This is a genomic window from Pseudomonas sp. HS-18, assembly GCF_020401845.1.
Classification (GTDB): domain Bacteria; phylum Pseudomonadota; class Gammaproteobacteria; order Pseudomonadales; family Pseudomonadaceae; genus Pseudomonas; species Pseudomonas nitroreducens.
Map to the genome: position 1 here is coordinate 6,226,403 of NZ_CP084413.1, position 17,717 is coordinate 6,244,119.

Here is a 17,717-nt window from a genome sequence, read left to right on the forward strand (position 1 = left end):
TGGTTTTCCGACAGCCGCTTCGGAGTAAATAACCAACAGCGCTGCGCGTGCCCGCACGCACTCTCGCCTACAACTCTAAAGAACCGAGACCGCCATGAACGTCGAGCAGATCGTCGATTTCGCCCAGGCCACCACCGCCCCCGAACACTACCGCCCCGCCCCGGACCGCATCATCAAGGGCGACCCGGCGCAGAACGTGCGCAACCACTACGCCAGCGACTGCGGCCAGTTCAACGTGGGCATCTGGGAAGGCGAGCCCGGCCACTGGAACGTCAGCTACACCGAGCACGAGTACTGCGAGATTCTCCAGGGAGTGTCGGTGATCCGTGACGCCAATGGCGGCGCCAAGACCGTGCGCGTCGGCGACCGCTTCGTCATCCCCGCCGGCTTCAGTGGCACCTGGGAAGTGCTGGAGCCGTGCCGCAAGGTCTACGTGATCTTCGAGCAGAAGGCCTGATCCACCGAACATGAAAAAGCCCGCCGATCGGCGGGCTTTTTTTTGCCTGCGGTTCCGTCAGAAACCGCGGGCAAGAAAAAACCCGCCACAAGGGGCGGGTTTCTTCACAAGGGCGAAGATCAATTACTTGATCTTGGCTTCCTTGTAGATCACGTGCTTGCGAACAACCGGATCGTATTTCTTGATCTCGATTTTCTCAGGCTTGGTACGCTTGTTCTTGTCGGTGGTGTAGAAGTGGCCGGTACCGGCGCTGGACACCAAACGGATCAGTTCGCGCATGACTGCAGCTCCTTAGAATTTTTCGCCGCGGGCGCGCAGGTCGTTCAGAACGGCCTCGATGCCACGCTTGTCGATGATACGCATGCCTTTGGCGGAAACGCGCAGACGCACGAAGCGCTTCTCGGATTCAACCCAGAAACGGTGATGCTGCAGGTTCGGCAGGAAACGGCGACGGGTTTTGTTGTGTGCGTGGGAAATGTTATTCCCGGTAACCGGACCCTTACCGGTCACTTGGCAAACTCTCGACATGGCTCAGCCCTCTGTAAACCACATGCCAAACCCGGCATGGGTTGGCTGCTTAACTCAATAGGATTCTCAGTTTCACCGGGGTCTTAACTGCCGCTTCGCCGCGATCGAGTCGCAGGATCAGGCAGGGCCCCAGAAAAGAGCGCAGCTTTATATCAGAAAGTCACTTCACGCTGCAAGGGAAAGCATGACTCGGAAAAGCCGACGCCAGCCCCCGCGGGCCGCGGCACTGGTGCCGTTCGTCGCCTGTCATCGTTGTGACGGGCAGCGGCTTGGTCTAGGGTAGCTCCTTCGAGGCTGCCAACAGCCTTGCATGACCCGCCCAGCCTCGCGGATGGGCATCTTGCCAGCTTACACGGAGTCCGTCATGCGTCTTGCCCTTCTCGCCCTCTTTCTTTCTCCCGCCCTCGCCAGTGCCGCCTCGCTGAGTGTCTGCACCGAAGCCAGCCCCGAAGGCTTCGACGTGGTCCAGTACAACTCGCTGACCACCACCAACGCCTCGGCCGACGTACTGATGAATCGCCTGGTGGACTTCGATGCTGCAAAGGGCGCCGTAGTACCGAGCCTGGCCGAAAGCTGGAAGGTATCCGATGACGGCCTGACCTACGACTTCCAGTTGCGCGACGGCGTAGCCTTCCATCACACCGACTACTTCAAGCCCAGCCGCACGCTGAGCGCCGACGACGTGGTGTTCAGCTTCCAGCGCATGCTCGACTCGGCCCAACCCTGGCACAAGGTCGCGCAGAGCGGCTTCCCCCATGCCCAGTCGATGCAGCTGCCGAGCCTGGTAAAAGCCGTGGAGAGGGTCGATGAGGGCCATGTGCGCTTCACCCTCAACCATCCGGACGCGACCTTCCTGGCAATGCTCAGCATGGGCTTCGCCTCAATCTATTCGGCCGAGTACGCCGACCAGCTGATGAAGGCCGGCACCCCGGAGAAGCTCAACTCCCAGCCGATCGGCACCGGCCCCTTCGTCTTCAAGCGCTTCCAGAAGGACGCCGTGGTGCGCTACAGCGCCAACGCCGAGTACTTCGGCGGCAAGCCGGCTGTGGATAACCTGGTGTTCGCCATCACCCCGGACGCCAGCGTGCGCCTGCAGAAGCTCAAGCGCGGCGAATGCCAGATCGCCCTGTCGCCCAAGCCCCTGGACGTCGAGGCGGCGACCAAGAGCGCCGACCTCAAGGTCGAGCAGACCCCGGCCTTCATGACCGCGTTCGTCGGCATCAACAGCCAGCACCCGCCGCTGGACAACCCCAAGGTGCGCCAGGCGATCAACCTTGCCTTCGACAAGGGCACCTACCTCAAGAGCGTGTTCGCCGGCAGTGCCACCGTCGCCGACGGCATCTACCCCCCCAACACCTGGAGCTACGCCAAGGACATCCCCCGCTACCCGCGCGACCTGGACAAGGCCCGCGCGCTGCTGGCCGAAGCCGGACACAAGGACGGCTTCAAGACCACCCTCTGGACCCGCCCCTCCGGCAGCCTGCTCAACCCCAATCCCAGTGTCGGCGCACAACTGCTGCAGGCGGACCTGGCGCAGATCGGCATCCAGGCCGAGATCCGCGTGATCGAATGGGGCGAGCTGATCCGCCGCGCCAAGGCCGGCGAGCATGACCTGCTGTTCATGGGCTGGGCCGGCGACAACGGCGACCCGGACAACTTCCTCACCCCGCAATTCTCCTGCGCCAGCGTGAAGTCCGGCCTCAACTTCGCCCGTTATTGCGACGAGAAGCTCGACGGCCTGATCAGCCAGGGCAAGGCAGTCGCCGACCAGACCAAGCGCAGCGCGCTGTACCACCAGGCCCAGCAGATCATCCACGACCAGGCGCTGTGGCTGCCGTTGGCACACCCGACCGCCTCGGCGCTCACCCGCCAGAACGTGAAGGGTTATTCAGTCAGCCCCTTCGGTCGCCAGGATTTCTCCAAGGTGCAGCTTTGAGCGACGTCCTGCTCAATCATCTGCTACCGGAGTTCCAGTTCTCCGAGCGGCACACGCTGAACATGCGGGCGTCACCCGGCCAGGTGCTGGACGCAGTGACCCAGCTCACCGCCGAACAGGACCCGCTGGTACAGCGTTTTCTGCAGATCCGCGAGGCACCGGCGCGGCTCGCCCTGCGCCTGGGGTTACGAAACGCGCTGGCTGATCGCCCGCGCTTCGGCCTGCACGAGTTCACCCTGCTGGGTCGCCACGCCGACCGGGAAATCGGCTATGGGCTGGTTGGACGCTTCTGGCGCAGCGACTTCGGCCTGCGTTCATGCGCGGACGGCGAAGCCTTCCGGCGCTTCGCCGAGCCCGGCACAGCCAGGCTGATGCTGCACTTTTCCTGCGAGCCAGCGGATCGGGACGGCTACACCCAGGTCCGAACGGAAACCCGCGTGCACTGCCCGGACCGCCGCAGCCGCCTGCTGTTCACACCTTACTGGTTGGCGATCCGCCCGGTCAGCGGGCTGATTCGCCGACGCCTGCTGCGCGACATCCAGCGGCGCATCTCAGACCATCCCCAACTCGGCCATTGATTGCGGCTCGCCGTCGCCGACAATGAAGTGATCCAGCACGCGTACGTCGATGAGCGCCAGCGCCTCGATGATGCGGCGGGTCAGCAGGCGGTCGGAGTGGCTCGGCTCGCAGATCCCCGAGGGATGGTTGTGCGCCAGGATCAGCGCGGCGGCGTTGTGCGCCAGGGCGCGCTTGACGATCTGCCGGGGGTAGACGCTGGCGCTGTCGATGGAGCCGTGGAACAGCACTTCGAAGTCCAGCACCCGGTGGCGATTGTCCATGAACAGGCAGGCGAACACCTCGTGGTGCTCATGCCGCAACCGCGCCTTGAGAAAGTCACGCACGGCCTGGGGGCTTTCCAGCGCCGAATCGCGACTGAGCTGTTCCGCCAGGTGGCGCCGGGCAATTTCCAGCACGGCCTGCAGTTGCACGAACTTGGCGACGCCCAGCCCCAGGTGACTGCAGAACGATTCCAGGTCGGCCTCCAGCAGGGCCCGCAGGCTGCCGAACTCGCTGAGCAGCCGCCGCGCCAGGTCGACGGCACTGCAGCCGACCACGCCGGTACGCAGGAAGATCGCCAGCAACTCGGCGTCGCTCAGGCTCGCCGCGCCCCGTTCGAGAAGCTTTTCCCGCGGGCGCTCCGCCGCAGGCCAGTCACGAATACTCAAGGAACCTCCCGGTCAGGCCGCCCGCTGTTCCCGCGCAGGCGCTGTGCTATCTTAGCCCCCTCGCTTCGCGCAGCCGGAGGCCTGGGGAGGCGTCGTCGGCTTCAGCGCGCGTCATCCATTTCCGTATTTAAGGCTGGCCTATGCAGCGGCTCTATCGTAAACGCATCGTTCTGGGCGTCGGCGGCGGCATCGCCGCCTACAAGAGCGCCGAACTGGTCCGCCGGTTGCGCGACCAGGGCGCCGAGGTGCGTGTCGTGATGACCCAGGGCGGCCGCGAGTTCATCACCCCGCTCACCCTTCAGGCCCTTTCCGGTCATCCAGTGCACCTGGACCTGCTCGACCCCGCCGCCGAAGCGGCCATGGGGCATATCGAGCTGGCCCGCTGGGCCGACCTGGTCCTGATCGCCCCCGCCACCGCCGACCTCATGGCGCGTCTGGCCCAGGGCGTGGCCAACGATCTGCTGACTACCCTGGTACTGGCCACCGATGCACAGGTTGCCCTCGCCCCGGCAATGAACCAGGCCATGTGGCGCGACCCGGCCACCCAGGTCAACGCCGAGTTGCTGCGCAGCCGTGGCCTGCACTTCTTCGGCCCCGCTGCCGGCAGCCAGGCCTGCGGCGACGTCGGCCCCGGGCGCATGCTCGAAGCCGAGGAGCTGGCGCAACTGGCCGCCGACTGCTTCGAGTTCAAGGCACTGACCGGCCAGCACATCCTGATCACCGCCGGGCCGACCCAGGAAAACATCGACCCGGTGCGCTACATCACCAACCACAGCTCCGGGAAGATGGGCTTCGCCCTGGCAGAGGCGGCCGCCGAGGCCGGCGCCCGCGTGACCCTGGTGACCGGCCCGGTGCACCTGCCGACTCCGGACCGGGTGAGCCGCGTCGACGTGGTCAGCGCCCGCGACATGCTCGCCGCCTGCGAAGCGGCGATGCCGGCGGACATCCTGATCGCCTCCGCCGCCGTGGCCGACTACCGCCCGGAACTGGTCGCAACGCAGAAGCTGAAGAAAGATCCCACCAAGGGTGATGGCCTGCTCTTGCAGCTGGTGCGCAATCCCGACATCCTCGCCACCCTCTCGCTGCGCGAGGACCGGCCCTTCAGCGTCGGCTTCGCGGCGGAGACCGAGAACCTGCTCGAGTACGCCTCGCGCAAGCTCAAGGACAAGAATCTCGACCTGATTGTCGCCAACGACGTGGCAAATCCGTCAATCGGCTTCAATAGTGAAGAGAACGCCATCACGGTCATCGACCGCGAATTGCACAAGACTGCATTCGCCCAGACCAGCAAGGGCAAGATCGCCCGCCAGCTGATCGCCTTCATCGCCGACCGCATCCATCAACACTGAGAACCCAATGCATTCCCTGCAAGCCAAGATCCTCGATCCCCGCCTGGGCAGCGACTTCCCGCTGCCGCAGTACGCCACCCCGGGTTCCGCCGGCCTCGACCTGCGCGCCATGCTCAAGGAAGACCTCATCCTCGAGCCGGGCCAGACCGTGCTGATCCCCACCGGCCTGTCCATCTACATCGCCGATCCGGGCCTGGCCGCGCTGATCCTTCCGCGCTCGGGCCTGGGCCACAAGCACGGCATCGTGCTGGGCAACCTGGTCGGGCTGATCGACTCGGACTACCAGGGCGAGCTGATGGTCTCCTGCTGGAACCGCGGCAATACCGCTTTCACGATCGCCATCGGCGAGCGCATCGCCCAGCTGGTGCTGGTGCCGGTAGTGCAGGCGCATTTCGAGTTGGTCGAGAGCTTCGACGAAAGCCAGCGCGGCGCCGGCGGCTTCGGGCACTCCGGCAGCCATTGACCCCTACCCATTTCAGGATGAATCGCCGAGGAGACGTTGCATGAAACTTTTCCAACGCACTGCCAAGGACAGCGCCGACCTGCCGGAACTCGTGCCGGCGGAGAAGCCCGTCAGGGGATCGCCCCCCAAGGTCGACCTCAAACCACTGCTGCCATCGCTCATCCTTACCGTGGGCGGCGTAGTGGCGGCCAGCGCGCTGCTGTGGTTCAGCCTGTTCGGCCAGGCCGACAAGGCTCACGTCACCCAGTTGAGCAACGCCTGGTCGGAAAGCCAGGCCGGCGCGCTGCGTCAGTCCCTGAATCTGCTGGCCGCCGACAGCCGCGCCATGGCAGGAGACCCGCAGTTGCTGCCGACCCTGCAGAGCAATGACCCGACGCGCATTGCCGCACTGGAGAAGGCGCTGACCCAGGGCCATCTGGATGGGCTGGTGGACGTCCACCTGAACGCCAACGGTCAGGCTGTGCAGGACACCGCCCGCCCCGGCCCGCTGAACTATGCCGCGCTGGATATGCTGCACCGTGTCGAAAGCGGCCAGGCCGTGGCGCCGGAGGCCTACAAGGTCGGGACCCGCTGGCTGGTCTACAACCCCATCGCCCTGCGCGCCGCGGATAACTCGATCCAGGGCTCCCTGCTGCTGGTCGTCGACCTGCAGCGCCTGCTCGGCAACCTGCCGCCGATGTCCGCCGATATCGGCCAGCTGCAGATTTCCCAGCAGTTCGGCAACTCGCCGGCCCAGTTGCTGCTGCAACGCGGGCAGGCCAGCGACGCCGCTGCGGTAGCGCTACCCAGTGGCAATCCGAACTGGAAGCTGAGCTTCACCCCCGGCCCGACCGTCACCGACCAGCTGTACTCGCCAACCCTGCTGGGTATCGCCGCCTTGCTGGCACTGGTGGGCAGTATCCTTGGCCTCTATCTTGCGCAAAGTGCGATGCAGCGCCGGGTAAGCAAGGATGCACAGGCCCTGGGGCAGTTCGTTCAGGAACTCGCCGGCCAACGCACTGCCAAAGCACCTGAGCTGAGCCTGCCGAGTCTGCAGGCGCTGGCTCAGGCGCTGGCCCGCCAGCCACGCCGCAAGACCGAAACACCCGGTGCCAGCGCACCCTCCGCGCCCGCAGCTCCCGCCCAGCCGATCCCGGCTGCCACCGCTGCCAGCGCCCCGGTCGCTGCCACCGAATCGCCATTGGTCGATCCGCTATTCCAGAACACCGACATTCTGGACATCGACATTCTTGATGAAGACCAGGATCTCCTGGGATTGGAGCAAACACCCGCTATGAGCACGCCAAAAGCCCCGCAACTGCCCGCCAGCATCTTCCGCGCCTACGACATCCGTGGCGTGGTCGGCGATACCCTGACCGCCGAGACCGCCTACTGGGTCGGCCGCGCGATCGGTTCCGAAAGCCTGGCGCGCGGCGAGCCGTGCGTCTCCGTCGGCCGCGACGGCCGCCTGTCCGGCCCCGAGTTGGTCCAGCAGTTGATCCAGGGCCTGGTCGATTGCGGTTGCCAGGTCACCGACATCGGCATGGTGCCCACCCCGGTCCTGTACTACGCCGCCAACGTCCTGGAAGGCAAATCCGGTGTGATGCTCACCGGCAGCCACAACCCGCCGGACTACAACGGCTTCAAGATCGTCGTCGCCGGCGAAACCCTGGCCAACGAACAGATCCAGGCCCTGCGCGAGCGCATCCAGAACGATGACCTCGCCTCTGGCGTCGGCAGCGTGCAGCAGGTCGACATCCTGCCGCGCTACTTCCAGCAGATTCGCGACGACATCGCCCTGGCCAAGCCGCTGAAAGTGGTGGTGGACTGCGGCAACGGCGTGGCCGGCGTGATCGCCCCGCAACTGATCGAAGCCCTGGGCTGCACCGTGATCCCGCTGTACTGCGATGTCGACGGCACCTTCCCCAACCATCACCCGGATCCGGGCAAGCCGGAGAACCTGGAAGACCTGATCGCCAAGGTGAAGGAGACCGGCGCCGACCTGGGCCTGGCCTTCGACGGCGACGGCGACCGCGTGGGCGTGGTGACCAACGAAGGCACCATCATCTACCCGGACCGCCTGCTGATGCTGTTCGCCAAGGACGTGGTCTCGCGCAACCCGGGCGCCGACATCATCTTCGACGTCAAGTGCACCCGTCGCCTGATCTCGCTGATCAGCGGCTACGGCGGTCGCCCGGTGATGTGGAAGACCGGCCACTCGCTGATCAAGAAGAAAATGAAGGAAACCGGCGCCCTGCTCGCCGGCGAGATGAGCGGCCACATCTTCTTCAAGGAGCGCTGGTACGGCTTCGACGACGGCATCTACAGCGCCGCGCGCCTGCTGGAAATCATCAGCCTGGACAAGCGCGATGCCGAGCGCGTGTTCTCCGCGTTCCCGATGGACATCTCCACCCCGGAAATCAACATCACCGTCACCGACGAGGGCAAGTTCGCCCTGATCGAGGCGCTGCAGGCCCGCGGCCAGTGGGGTGAAGCCAACCTCACCACCCTCGACGGCGTGCGTGTCGATTACCCCAAAGGCTGGGGCCTGGTTCGCGCGTCCAACACCACTCCGGTGCTGGTGCTGCGCTTCGAGGCGGATTCCCAGGACGAACTGGAACGCATCAAGGACGTGTTCCGTACCCAGCTGAAAGCGGTCGACCCCGCCCTCAGCCTGCCATTTTGACCCCTATGCCGGAGCCCACCATGACCCAGAGCCGCGATGACGCCGCCCAGGTTGCCCGCGTCCTTGCCGAAGCCCTGCCCTATATCCGCCGGTTCGTCGGCAAGACGCTGGTGATCAAGTATGGCGGCAACGCCATGGAAACGGACGAGCTGAAGAACAGCTTCGCCCGCGACGTGGTGCTGATGAAGGCCGTCGGTATCAACCCGGTGGTGGTCCATGGTGGTGGTCCGCAGATCGGCGACCTGCTCAGCCGCCTGTCGATCGAAAGCCACTTCATCGATGGCATGCGCGTCACCGACGCGCAGACCATGGACGTGGTGGAGATGGTCCTCGGCGGCCAGGTGAACAAGGACATCGTCAATCTGATCAACCGTCATGGCGGCAGCGCCATCGGCCTGACCGGCAAGGACGCCGAGCTGATCCGCGCGAAGAAGCTCACCGTCACCCGCCAGACGCCGGAAATGACCAAGCCGGAAATCATCGACATCGGCCACGTGGGCGAAGTCACCGGGGTCAACGTCGACCTGCTGAACATGCTGGTGCAGGGCGACTTCATCCCGGTCATCGCGCCGATCGGCGTAGGCGCCAACGGCGAGTCCTACAACATCAACGCCGACCTGGTGGCCGGCAAGGTGGCCGAGGCGCTGAAGGCCGAGAAGCTGATGCTGCTCACCAACATCGCCGGCCTGATGGACAAGCAGGGCCAGGTGCTCACCGGCCTGACCACCGAGCAGGTCAACGAGCTGATCGCCGACGGCACCATCTACGGCGGCATGCTGCCGAAGATCCGCTGCGCCCTCGAGGCAGTCCAGGGCGGCGTGACCAGCGCGCACATCATCGATGGCCGCGTACCCAACGCCGTGCTGCTGGAGATCTTCACCGACAGCGGTGTCGGCACGCTGATCACCAACCGCAAGCAGCGCTGATCGCAACGACACCCGCCAGGAGCGATCCTCGCGGGTGTTTTTTTGCCTGTTCCAGGCCGCTTCAGCCCCATGGATGCCCGGCCTCGAACAGGTCTACAGGAGTCCTTCTGACATGGCCGCGTCTCCCGTTTCCCGCAATGACTTCAGCTTCTTCCACGGCCTGCGCGTGCGCTGGTCGGAAGTCGATCCACAGGGCATCGTCTTCAACGGCAATTACCTGACCTACGCCGACGTCGCCACCACCGAGTACTACCGCCACCTGGGCGTGAGCTACCCGGCCGACCTGCTGCGTGGCGGCGGCGACCTGTTCGCGGTGAAGACCACCCTGGAGTATCTGGCGCCGGCACGCTTCGACGACTGGCTGGAAATGGGCGTACGCGCCAGCCGCCTGGGCCGCAGCAGCCTGACCTTCCAGGTGTCGATCTGGTGTGACGAACAGTTGCTGACGCTGGGGGAACTGATCTACGCCTATGCCGGCGAGGACCGGACGAGCCAGCCCCTGCCGGACTGGCTGCGCGGGAAGATCAACGAATTCGAGCGCGTCTCGCCGCAGCAGTGAGCGCGGCGGACGGCGCGTCAATTACCGCCGGATATCTGGGCGAAGCGCGCCCGATCGGAGGCAAAGCTGCTTTGCGCCTGAATCCGCAACTGCTGGTAGCGGGCGATATCCTGCTGCAGGCGCTGTTCATCGTCGCGCAGGTTGCTCAGTTGCGCGACCAGGTCGTCCGGCACCTGGCGACCGGCGCGCTCCTGGTCGGCGGCACGGGCCTGCAGGTTGGCCTGCTGCATCTTCAGCGACTGCAGGTTGCCCTTGGCAACGCTGGCCAGCCCATCGAGCTCGGCCAGCTTGCGATCGCGGGCACGGTCGACGTCTTCCACGCTGGTATACATGCGCATCAACTGCTGATCGGAGCTGGCGCGGGCGGCGTCCGCCTTGCGCTGCTCGATCTCGGCGGCGGTCGGTGCCGGCGGAACCTCGCGGATGACCCGGCCCTGGTCGTTGAGCACCTGGTAGCCCTTGCCGATGTACTGCGGAGGGACACCCAGGCGGTCGATGACGGTGATGCCCTTGTCATTGACGTAACGGTACATCTCGACCTGGCTGGTCGGCTGCCCGGCAGCCGTCACCTGGCCTGCGAGCATGGCTCCCAGAAGCCCCATCAACACCCTGTAGCGGAAAGCACCCTGCTTGGCCATGCCCTACGTCCTGGTTGCGGTTAGATACCGTACTGCGCCCGATAAGCCTCGACAGCCGCGAGATGCTGCTTGAGCTGACCGTCACCGGCCAGATATTCCAATACCTGCTCCAGCGAGACAATGCTGACGACCGGAATCGAAAAGTCCCGTTCAACTTCCTGGATCGCCGACAGCTCACCCTTGCCGCGCTCCTGACGGTTCAGCGCGATCAGCACGCCGGCTGCCTGGGCACCCTGGGCGTCGATGATCTGCATGACCTCGCGGATCGCAGTGCCGGCGGTGATCACGTCATCGATGATCAGCGCGCGGCCGGCCAGCGGCGCGCCGACCAGCGTGCCGCCTTCGCCATGGTCCTTGGCTTCCTTGCGGTTGAAGCACCAGGGCAGGTCGCGGCCGTGCTGTTCGGCCAACGCAATCGCTGTAGCGGCCGCCAGCGGGATTCCTTTATAGGCCGGGCCGAACAACACGTCGAAAGGTATGCCGCTGTCGACCACCGCGCTGGCGTAGAAACGACCCAGCTGGGACAGTGCAACCCCGGTATTGAACAGACCGGCGTTGAAGAAGTACGGACTGGTGCGCCCGGACTTGAGGGTGAACTCGCCGAAGCGAAGAACGCCGCGCTCGATGGCGAAGCGGATGAAATCGCGTTGATATGCGTGCATGGGAGAGAACCGGCCGGTATGAATTTAGCTAAACCGTTTGAGCTCGGGTATCATACACACACGTGATTTTGGGGGCCATTTATGCGGATCATCAGTGTGAACGTGAATGGTATTCAGGCTGCAGCCGAGCGTGGTTTGCTCAGTTGGCTGCAAGCCCAGAATGCCGACGTGATCTGCTTGCAGGATACCCGCGCCTCCGCTTTCGATCTGGATGACCCGTCCTACCAACTGGATGGCTACTTCCTGTACGCCTGCGATGCCGAAGTGCCCAGTCAGGGTGGCGTCGCAATCTATAGTCGTCTGCAACCCAAGGCTGTCATAAGCGGCCTGGGTTTCGAGATGGCCGATCGTTACGGGCGCTACCTGCAAGCCGATTTCGATAAGGTGAGTATCGCCACTCTCCTGCTGCCTACCGGGCAGGAAGGGGACGAGAACCTGAACCACAAGTTCAAGTTCATGGACGATTTCGCCCAGTACATGAACAAGCAGCGCCGCAAGCGCCGCGAATACATCTATTGCGGCTCGCTCTACGTCGCGCACCAGAAGCTGGACGTGAAGAACTGGCGCGAATGCCAGCAATCGCCCGGCTTCATGGCGCCGGAGCGTGGCTGGATGGATGAGATCTTCGGCACCATGGGCTACGTCGACGCCCTGCGCGAGGTCAACCGCGAAGGCGACCAGTACAGCTGGTGGCCGGAAAGCGAACAGGCCGAGCTGCTCAACCTGGGCTGGCGCTTCGACTACCAGATCCTCACGCCGGGGCTGCGCCGCTTCGTGCGCGGCGCCAAGCTGCCGCGCCAGCCGCGTTTCTCCCAGCATGCGCCGCTGATCGTGGACTACGACTGGACCCTGAGCATCTGAGCCCCGTCGTGCCGCCGAGAGGCGGACAGAAAAAAGCCGGCTTCGAGCCGGCTTTTTCGTGCCTGGAGTTCAGCCCCTACTTGATCGGGCGCCAGGTGAAGGGATAGCGATAATCCAGCCCTTCGTTGGCCTTGATCCCGGCGATGATGGTGAGCACCAGCGCGCCGATACTCACCAGCCCCAGCAGGAAGAAGCCGATCACCACCAGCATCAGCAGGAAGCTGACCATCACCGCGAGGCTCACGGTGATCTGGAAGTTCAGCGCCTCTTTGCCCTGGCGGTCCACGAACGGGTCCGATTCACGCTTGATCTGCCAGACGATCAGCGGCCCGAGCAGGTTGCCGAAGGGAAAGATGAAGCCGAGAAAGGCGGCGAAGTGGCAGAACATCGCCCACTGGCGGGCTTCCTGGCTCGGTTGAACCTGCTGTACCGGTACTTCGTCGCTCATCCTTTCGCTCCTTGCCGTTGGGTATCGAGTGCGGATCAGTCCGCCAGCGCGGCGCGCTGCAGTTCGAACAGTTCGCGCAGGCCCTGCTGCGCCAGCTCCAGCATGGCATTCAGCTCGGCCGGCTGGAAGGGCGCACCCTCGGCGGTGCCCTGGACCTCGATGAAGCCGCCGGCATCGGTCATGACCACGTTCAGGTCGGTCTCGGCGGCGGAATCCTCCAGGTAGTCCAGGTCCAGCACCGGCTCGCCCTGGTACATGCCCACGGAAACGGCGGCAATCATCTGCTTGAGCGGGTTGCCCTTGAGGGCACCGCGCTTCTTCAGCACGGCCAGCGCGTCGATCACCGCCACGGTGGCGCCGGTGATGGACGCAGTGCGGGTGCCGCCGTCGGCCTGGATCACATCGCAGTCGATGTACAGGGTGTTCTCGCCCAGCTTGGTCAGGTCCAGCGCGGCGCGCAGGGAGCGGCCGATCAGGCGCTGGATTTCCAGGGTGCGGCCACCCTGCTTGCCGCGCGCGGCTTCACGCTGGTTACGCTCGCCGGTGGAGCGCGGCAGCATGCCGTACTCGGCGGTCAGCCAGCCCTGGCCCTGGCCCTTGAGGAAGCGCGGCACACCGGCTTCGGCGCTGACGGTGCAGATCACCTTGGTGTCGCCGAACTCGACCAGCACGGAGCCCTCGGCGTGCTTGGTGTAATGGCGGGTGATACGGATCGGGCGCAGTTGGTCGGCGGCGCGGCCACTGGGACGGTTCATGGAGGCATCCTGTACAGATTGCTGGCGGGGGAATGTCCGCCATTATAGAGGCCAGCGGACGGGCGCAACCACCGCCGGCGTGCGGCTGCGCGCCACGCTGGGGTACAATTGCCGGTTTCCGACGACCTGTCGGCCGTTTCCCACAGTCTTCAAGCGAGGTAATTCCATGGTCCACAGCATGACCGCCTTCGCCCGCGTCGAGCGCGCCGGCACCCATGGAACGCTCAGCTGGGAGCTGCGCTCGGTGAACCACCGCTACCTCGAGCCCAACCTGCGCCTGCCCGAAGCCTTCCGCGACCTCGAAGGCGCGGTGCGCGAGGCCCTGCGCCAGGGACTGTCGCGCGGCAAGGTGGAATGCACCCTGCGCTTCAACGAGGAGAACGCCGGCAAGCCGCTGCAGGTCGACCGCGAGCGCGCCGCGCAGCTGGTCGCCGCCGCCGAGACCGTTGCCGGCCTGATCCAGCAGCCGGCCCCGCTCGATCCGCTGGCCGTGCTGGCCTGGCCGGGCGTGCTGGTAGGCGACGCCGCTGACCCGCAGGCGCTCAACGCCAGCGCCCTGGCCGCGTTCAATCAGGCCCTGGACGAACTCAAGGCCGGCCGCGCCCGTGAAGGCGCCGAGCTGGCGAAGATCATCGACGAGCGCCTGAGCGCGATGCAGGACGAAGTGGTCAATCTGCGCGAACTCGTGCCACAGATGCTCGCCAACCAGCGCCAGAAGATCCTCGACCGCTTCACCGAGATGAAAGCCGAGCTCGACCCGCAGCGCCTGGAGCAGGAAATGGTCCTGCTGGCGCAGAAGAGCGATGTCGCCGAGGAACTGGACCGCCTGACCACCCACGTCACCGAAGTGCGCCGCGTGCTCAAGGCCGGCGGCGCCGCTGGCCGGCGCCTGGACTTCCTGATGCAGGAACTCAACCGCGAGGCCAACACGCTGGGTTCGAAGGCTTTCGATCCGCGCTCCACACAGGCCGCGGTCAACCTCAAGGTGCTGATCGAGCAGATGCGCGAACAGGTCCAGAATATCGAGTAAGCCGGACGCCTCCGGCCCCCATCCACCGCAACTCCAGGAAAGCGCCATGTCCGGCACCCTCTACATCGTTTCCGCTCCGTCCGGTGCCGGCAAGACCAGCCTGGTCAAGGCCCTGCTCGACGCCATGCCCAGCGTGCGCGTCTCCGTCTCGCACACCACCCGCGGCATGCGCCCGGGCGAAGTGGACGGGGTGAATTACCACTTCGTCGGCCACGACACCTTCCGCGCCATGCTCGAGCGCAACGAATTCCTCGAGCACGCGCAGGTCTTCGACAATCTCTACGGCACTTCCCAGCGCTGGGTGGAAAAGACCCTCGCCGAAGGCAACGACCTGATCCTGGAGATCGACTGGCAAGGCGCGCAGCAGGTACGCCGGCTGATGCCGCAGGCGCAATCGATCTTCATCCTGCCGCCGACCCAGGAAGCCCTGCGCCAGCGCCTGACCAACCGCGGCCAGGACAGCGACGAGGTGATCGAGCGGCGCATGCAGGAAGCCGTCAGCGAAATGAGCCACTATGTGGAATACGATCATTTGGTGATCAACGACGATTTCGCCCACGCGCTGGAAGACCTCAAGGCGATCTTCCGCGCCCGCCAGCTGCGCCAGGATGCCCAGCAGAAGCGTCACACCGAGCTGCTGCAACGCCTGCTGGCCTGAATCGGGCGAGCAAAGGCACTTCCATAAAGATTGGCGATTTTTTAGACTATCCAGTCCGCCCGGTATTTCTCCGGGTCTCCATTTGCGTAATGAGGAACACCATGGCCCGCGTCACCGTTGAAGACTGCCTGGACAACGTCGATAACCGTTTCGAGCTGGTCATGCTCGCCACCAAGCGTTCGCGCCAGCTGGCTACCGGCGGCAAAGAGCCCAAGGTACCGTGGGAAAACGACAAGCCCACCGTTGTCGCCCTGCGCGAAATCGCTTCGGGTCTGGTGGATGCTGACATCGTTCAGCAGGAGGACGTGGTTGAAGAAGAGCCGCTGTTCGCTGCTTTTGAAGACGAGGCCAACAACGAGGCCCTGTAAGTCGATGTCCGGCCGACGAATCGGCGCACCGCGATATGCCGCTCGGCAGGGGGTGAACCCATGCCGAGCATAGACGCCTTCGCCGACCGGCTTTCGAGCTACCTGGGCCCGGATCAGGTCAACCTGGTCCGCCGCGCCTACTACTACGCCGAGCAGGCCCATGACGGGCAGCGCCGCCGCAGCGGCGAAGCCTACGTCACGCATCCGCTCGCCGTCGCCAATATCCTCGCCGACATGCACATGGACCATCAGAGCCTGATGGCGGCCATGCTGCACGATGTGATCGAGGACACCGGCATCGCCAAGGAAGCGCTCACCGCGCAGTTTGGCGAGACCGTCTCGGAACTCGTGGACGGGGTCAGCAAGCTGACCCAGATGAACTTCGAGTCCAAGGCCGAGGCGCAGGCCGAGAACTTCCAGAAGATGGCCATGGCCATGGCACGCGACATCCGCGTGATCCTGGTGAAGCTGGCCGACCGCCTGCACAACATGCGCACGCTGGAAGTGCTGTCGGGCGAGAAACGCCGGCGCATCGCCAAGGAAACCCTGGAAATCTACGCGCCCATCGCCAACCGGCTGGGCATGCACAGCATGCGCGTGGAGTTCGAGGACCTGGGCTTCAAGGCCATGCACCCGATGCGCTCCGAGCGCATCCGCCAGGCGGTGAAGAAAGCCCGCGGCAACCGCCGCGAGATCGTCGGCAAGATCCAGGAATCGCTGGTCAACTGCCTCGCCCGCGAAGGCATGGAAGGCCAGGTCCTGGGCCGCGAGAAGCACCTGTTCAGCATCTACAAGAAGATGCGCGGCAAGCGCAAGGCGTTCAACGAGATCATGGACGTCTACGCCTTCCGCGTCATCGTCGACAAGGTCGACACCTGCTACCGCGTGCTCGGCGCCGTGCACAACCTGTACAAGCCGTTCCCCGGTCGCTTCAAGGACTACATCGCGATTCCCAAGGCCAACGGCTACCAGTCGTTGCACACCACGCTGTTCGGCATGCACGGCGTGCCCATCGAGATCCAGATCCGCACCCGCGAGATGGAAGAGATGGCCAACCACGGGATTGCCGCGCACTGGCTGTACAAGTCCAGCGAAGAGGAAGCCCAGAAGGGCACCCACGCCCGCGCCCGCCAGTGGGTGAAGGGCATCCTCGAACTGCAGCAGCGCGCGGGCAACTCGCTGGAATTCATCGAGAACGTGAAGATCGACCTGTTCCCGGACGAGGTCTACGTCTTCACGCCCAAGGGCCGCATCATGGAGCTGCCCAAGGGCTCCACGGCGGTCGACTTCGCCTACGCGGTGCACACCGACGTCGGCAACAGCTGCATCGCCTGCCGCATCAACCGCCGCCTGGCGCCGCTGTCCGAACCGCTGCAGAGCGGCGCGACGGTGGAAATCGTCACCGCGCCGGGCACCCGGCCGAACCCGGCCTGGCTCAACTTCGTGGTCACCGGCAAGGCGCGCACGCACATTCGCCACGCGCTCAAGCTGCAGCGCCGCTCCGAGTCGATCAACCTCGGCGAGCGCCTGCTGAACAAGACCCTGGCCGGCTTCGACAGCCACCTGGAGAAGATCCCGCAGGAACGCATCCAGGGCGTGCTCGCCGAATACCGCATGGAAGTCTTCGAGGACCTGCTCGAAGAGATCGGCCTGGGCAACCGCATGGCTTACGTAGTCGCGCGCCGCCTGCTGTCCAGCGAAGGCGAGGAAGCGCCCAGCGCCGAAGGTCCGCTGGCGATTCGCGGCACCGAGGGCCTGGTGCTCAGCTACGCCAAGTGCTGCACACCGATCCCGGGAGACCCGATCGTCGGCCACCTGTCCGCCGGCAAGGGCATGGTCGTGCATCTGGAGAACTGCCGGAACATCAGCGAGATTCGCCACAACCCGGAAAAATGCATCCAGCTCAGCTGGGCCAAGGATGTCACCGGCGAATTCAACGTCGAATTGCGCGTCGAACTGGAACACCAGCGCGGCCTGATCGCCCTGCTGGCGACCAGCGTCAACGCCGCCGACGGCAACATCGAGAAGATCAGCATGGACGAGCGCGACGGCCGCATCAGCGTGGTCCAGCTCGTCGTCAGCGTGCATGACCGTGTGCACCTGGCCCGCGTCATCAAGAAGCTGCGCGCGCTCAAGGGCGTGATCCGCATCACCCGCATGCGCAGCTGATCCCACCCTAAGGAGTCGA

General features: G+C 64.9%; 20 protein-coding genes. 13 read left to right on the plus strand and 7 right to left on the minus strand.

The annotated features are described in order from the left end of the window. Positions 1-94: 94 nt before the first annotated feature. A complete protein-coding gene (locus LDJ84_RS28915) occupies positions 95-457 on the plus strand; it encodes a cupin domain-containing protein (protein ID WP_024762072.1) in 363 nt (120 codons plus the stop codon). Between the two features lie 123 nt (positions 458-580). Here LDJ84_RS28915 and rpmG read toward each other — a convergent pair whose 3' ends face one another. Continuing rightward, on the minus strand, positions 581-736 hold the full coding sequence (gene rpmG / locus LDJ84_RS28920) for a 50S ribosomal protein L33 (protein ID WP_017520721.1): 156 nt from the start codon (positions 734-736) through the stop codon (positions 581-583). 12 nt (positions 737-748) lie between these two features. After that, entirely contained in the window at positions 749-985 is a 237-nt protein-coding gene (rpmB, locus tag LDJ84_RS28925) for a 50S ribosomal protein L28 (protein WP_009614118.1), read from the minus strand. Positions 986-1,349: 364 nt separating this feature from the next. On the opposite strand from rpmB, the gene LDJ84_RS28930 reads away from it, so the two are divergent. Continuing rightward, positions 1,350-2,921 (plus strand): ABC transporter substrate-binding protein, encoded by a 1,572-nt coding sequence (locus tag LDJ84_RS28930; protein ID WP_226045647.1) that lies wholly within the window; start codon positions 1,350-1,352, stop codon positions 2,919-2,921. Next, positions 2,918-3,499, plus strand: coding sequence for a DUF2867 domain-containing protein (locus tag LDJ84_RS28935; RefSeq protein ID WP_226045648.1), 582 nt, complete (start codon positions 2,918-2,920; stop codon positions 3,497-3,499). The genes LDJ84_RS28930 and LDJ84_RS28935 overlap by 4 nt, the downstream gene beginning before the upstream one ends. On the opposite strand, the gene radC is transcribed toward LDJ84_RS28935, so the two are convergent. After that, positions 3,473-4,147 (minus strand): RadC family protein, encoded by a 675-nt coding sequence (gene radC, locus LDJ84_RS28940; protein WP_024762069.1) that lies wholly within the window; start codon positions 4,145-4,147, stop codon positions 3,473-3,475. The genes LDJ84_RS28935 and radC overlap by 27 nt on opposite strands. 140 nt (positions 4,148-4,287) lie before the next feature. On the opposite strand from radC, the gene coaBC reads away from it, so the two are divergent. The 5 genes from coaBC (at position 4,288) to LDJ84_RS28965 (ending at position 10,109) form a co-directional block, all read left to right on the plus strand. Next, positions 4,288-5,496: a bifunctional phosphopantothenoylcysteine decarboxylase/phosphopantothenate--cysteine ligase CoaBC gene (coaBC, locus tag LDJ84_RS28945; RefSeq protein WP_024762068.1), complete on the plus strand. Its 1,209-nt coding sequence runs from the start codon at positions 4,288-4,290 to the stop codon at positions 5,494-5,496. A 7-nt stretch (positions 5,497-5,503) separates the two neighbouring features. Beyond that, positions 5,504-5,959, plus strand: a complete 456-nt coding sequence (gene dut, locus LDJ84_RS28950; protein ID WP_024762067.1) for a dUTP diphosphatase — start codon at positions 5,504-5,506, stop codon at positions 5,957-5,959. 40 nt (positions 5,960-5,999) lie between these two features. Next, positions 6,000-8,624 carry a phosphomannomutase/phosphoglucomutase gene (locus tag LDJ84_RS28955; RefSeq protein ID WP_065085353.1) on the plus strand — a complete coding sequence of 875 codons (2,625 nt, stop codon included), beginning with the start codon at positions 6,000-6,002 and terminating at the stop codon, positions 8,622-8,624. Positions 8,625-8,644: 20 nt separating this feature from the next. After that, positions 8,645-9,550, plus strand: coding sequence for an acetylglutamate kinase (gene argB, locus LDJ84_RS28960; RefSeq protein ID WP_024762065.1), 906 nt, complete (start codon positions 8,645-8,647; stop codon positions 9,548-9,550). Positions 9,551-9,662: 112 nt separating this feature from the next. Next, positions 9,663-10,109, plus strand: coding sequence for an acyl-CoA thioesterase (locus LDJ84_RS28965; protein ID WP_226045649.1), 447 nt, complete (start codon positions 9,663-9,665; stop codon positions 10,107-10,109). 17 nt (positions 10,110-10,126) lie between these two features. On the opposite strand, the gene LDJ84_RS28970 is transcribed toward LDJ84_RS28965, so the two are convergent. Together LDJ84_RS28970 and pyrE are read right to left on the minus strand one after the other, a co-directional pair. Beyond that, on the minus strand, positions 10,127-10,747 hold the full coding sequence (locus LDJ84_RS28970) for a hypothetical protein (RefSeq protein ID WP_024762063.1): 621 nt from the start codon (positions 10,745-10,747) through the stop codon (positions 10,127-10,129). 20 nt (positions 10,748-10,767) lie between these two features. Further along, a complete protein-coding gene (gene pyrE / locus LDJ84_RS28975; protein WP_024762062.1) occupies positions 10,768-11,409 on the minus strand; it encodes an orotate phosphoribosyltransferase in 642 nt (213 codons plus the stop codon). Positions 11,410-11,490: 81 nt separating this feature from the next. On the opposite strand from pyrE, the gene LDJ84_RS28980 reads away from it, so the two are divergent. After that, positions 11,491-12,270, plus strand: a complete 780-nt coding sequence (locus LDJ84_RS28980) for an exodeoxyribonuclease III (RefSeq protein ID WP_037009721.1) — start codon at positions 11,491-11,493, stop codon at positions 12,268-12,270. A gap of 76 nt (positions 12,271-12,346) precedes the next feature. Here LDJ84_RS28980 and LDJ84_RS28985 read toward each other — a convergent pair whose 3' ends face one another. Both LDJ84_RS28985 and rph read right to left on the minus strand, forming a co-directional pair. Then, the gene (locus tag LDJ84_RS28985) at positions 12,347-12,718 is read right to left on the minus strand and encodes a DUF4870 domain-containing protein (protein ID WP_024762061.1); all 372 of its coding nucleotides are present in this window, start codon (positions 12,716-12,718) and stop codon (positions 12,347-12,349) included. A gap of 35 nt (positions 12,719-12,753) precedes the next feature. After that, positions 12,754-13,473: a ribonuclease PH gene (gene rph, locus LDJ84_RS28990; protein WP_226045650.1), complete on the minus strand. Its 720-nt coding sequence runs from the start codon at positions 13,471-13,473 to the stop codon at positions 12,754-12,756. 166 nt (positions 13,474-13,639) lie between these two features. On the opposite strand from rph, the gene LDJ84_RS28995 reads away from it, so the two are divergent. The 4 genes from LDJ84_RS28995 (at position 13,640) to spoT (ending at position 17,698) form a co-directional block, all read left to right on the plus strand. Continuing rightward, positions 13,640-14,503, plus strand: a complete 864-nt coding sequence (locus LDJ84_RS28995; protein WP_226045651.1) for a YicC/YloC family endoribonuclease — start codon at positions 13,640-13,642, stop codon at positions 14,501-14,503. A gap of 46 nt (positions 14,504-14,549) precedes the next feature. Continuing rightward, positions 14,550-15,161, plus strand: a complete 612-nt coding sequence (gene gmk / locus LDJ84_RS29000) for a guanylate kinase (RefSeq protein WP_226045652.1) — start codon at positions 14,550-14,552, stop codon at positions 15,159-15,161. 101 nt (positions 15,162-15,262) lie between these two features. Beyond that, entirely contained in the window at positions 15,263-15,529 is a 267-nt protein-coding gene (rpoZ, locus tag LDJ84_RS29005; RefSeq protein ID WP_024762058.1) for a DNA-directed RNA polymerase subunit omega, read from the plus strand. A 60-nt stretch (positions 15,530-15,589) separates the two neighbouring features. Beyond that, positions 15,590-17,698 (plus strand): bifunctional GTP diphosphokinase/guanosine-3',5'-bis pyrophosphate 3'-pyrophosphohydrolase, encoded by a 2,109-nt coding sequence (gene spoT, locus LDJ84_RS29010; RefSeq protein ID WP_169890255.1) that lies wholly within the window; start codon positions 15,590-15,592, stop codon positions 17,696-17,698. The last annotated feature ends 19 nt before the right edge of the window (positions 17,699-17,717 follow it).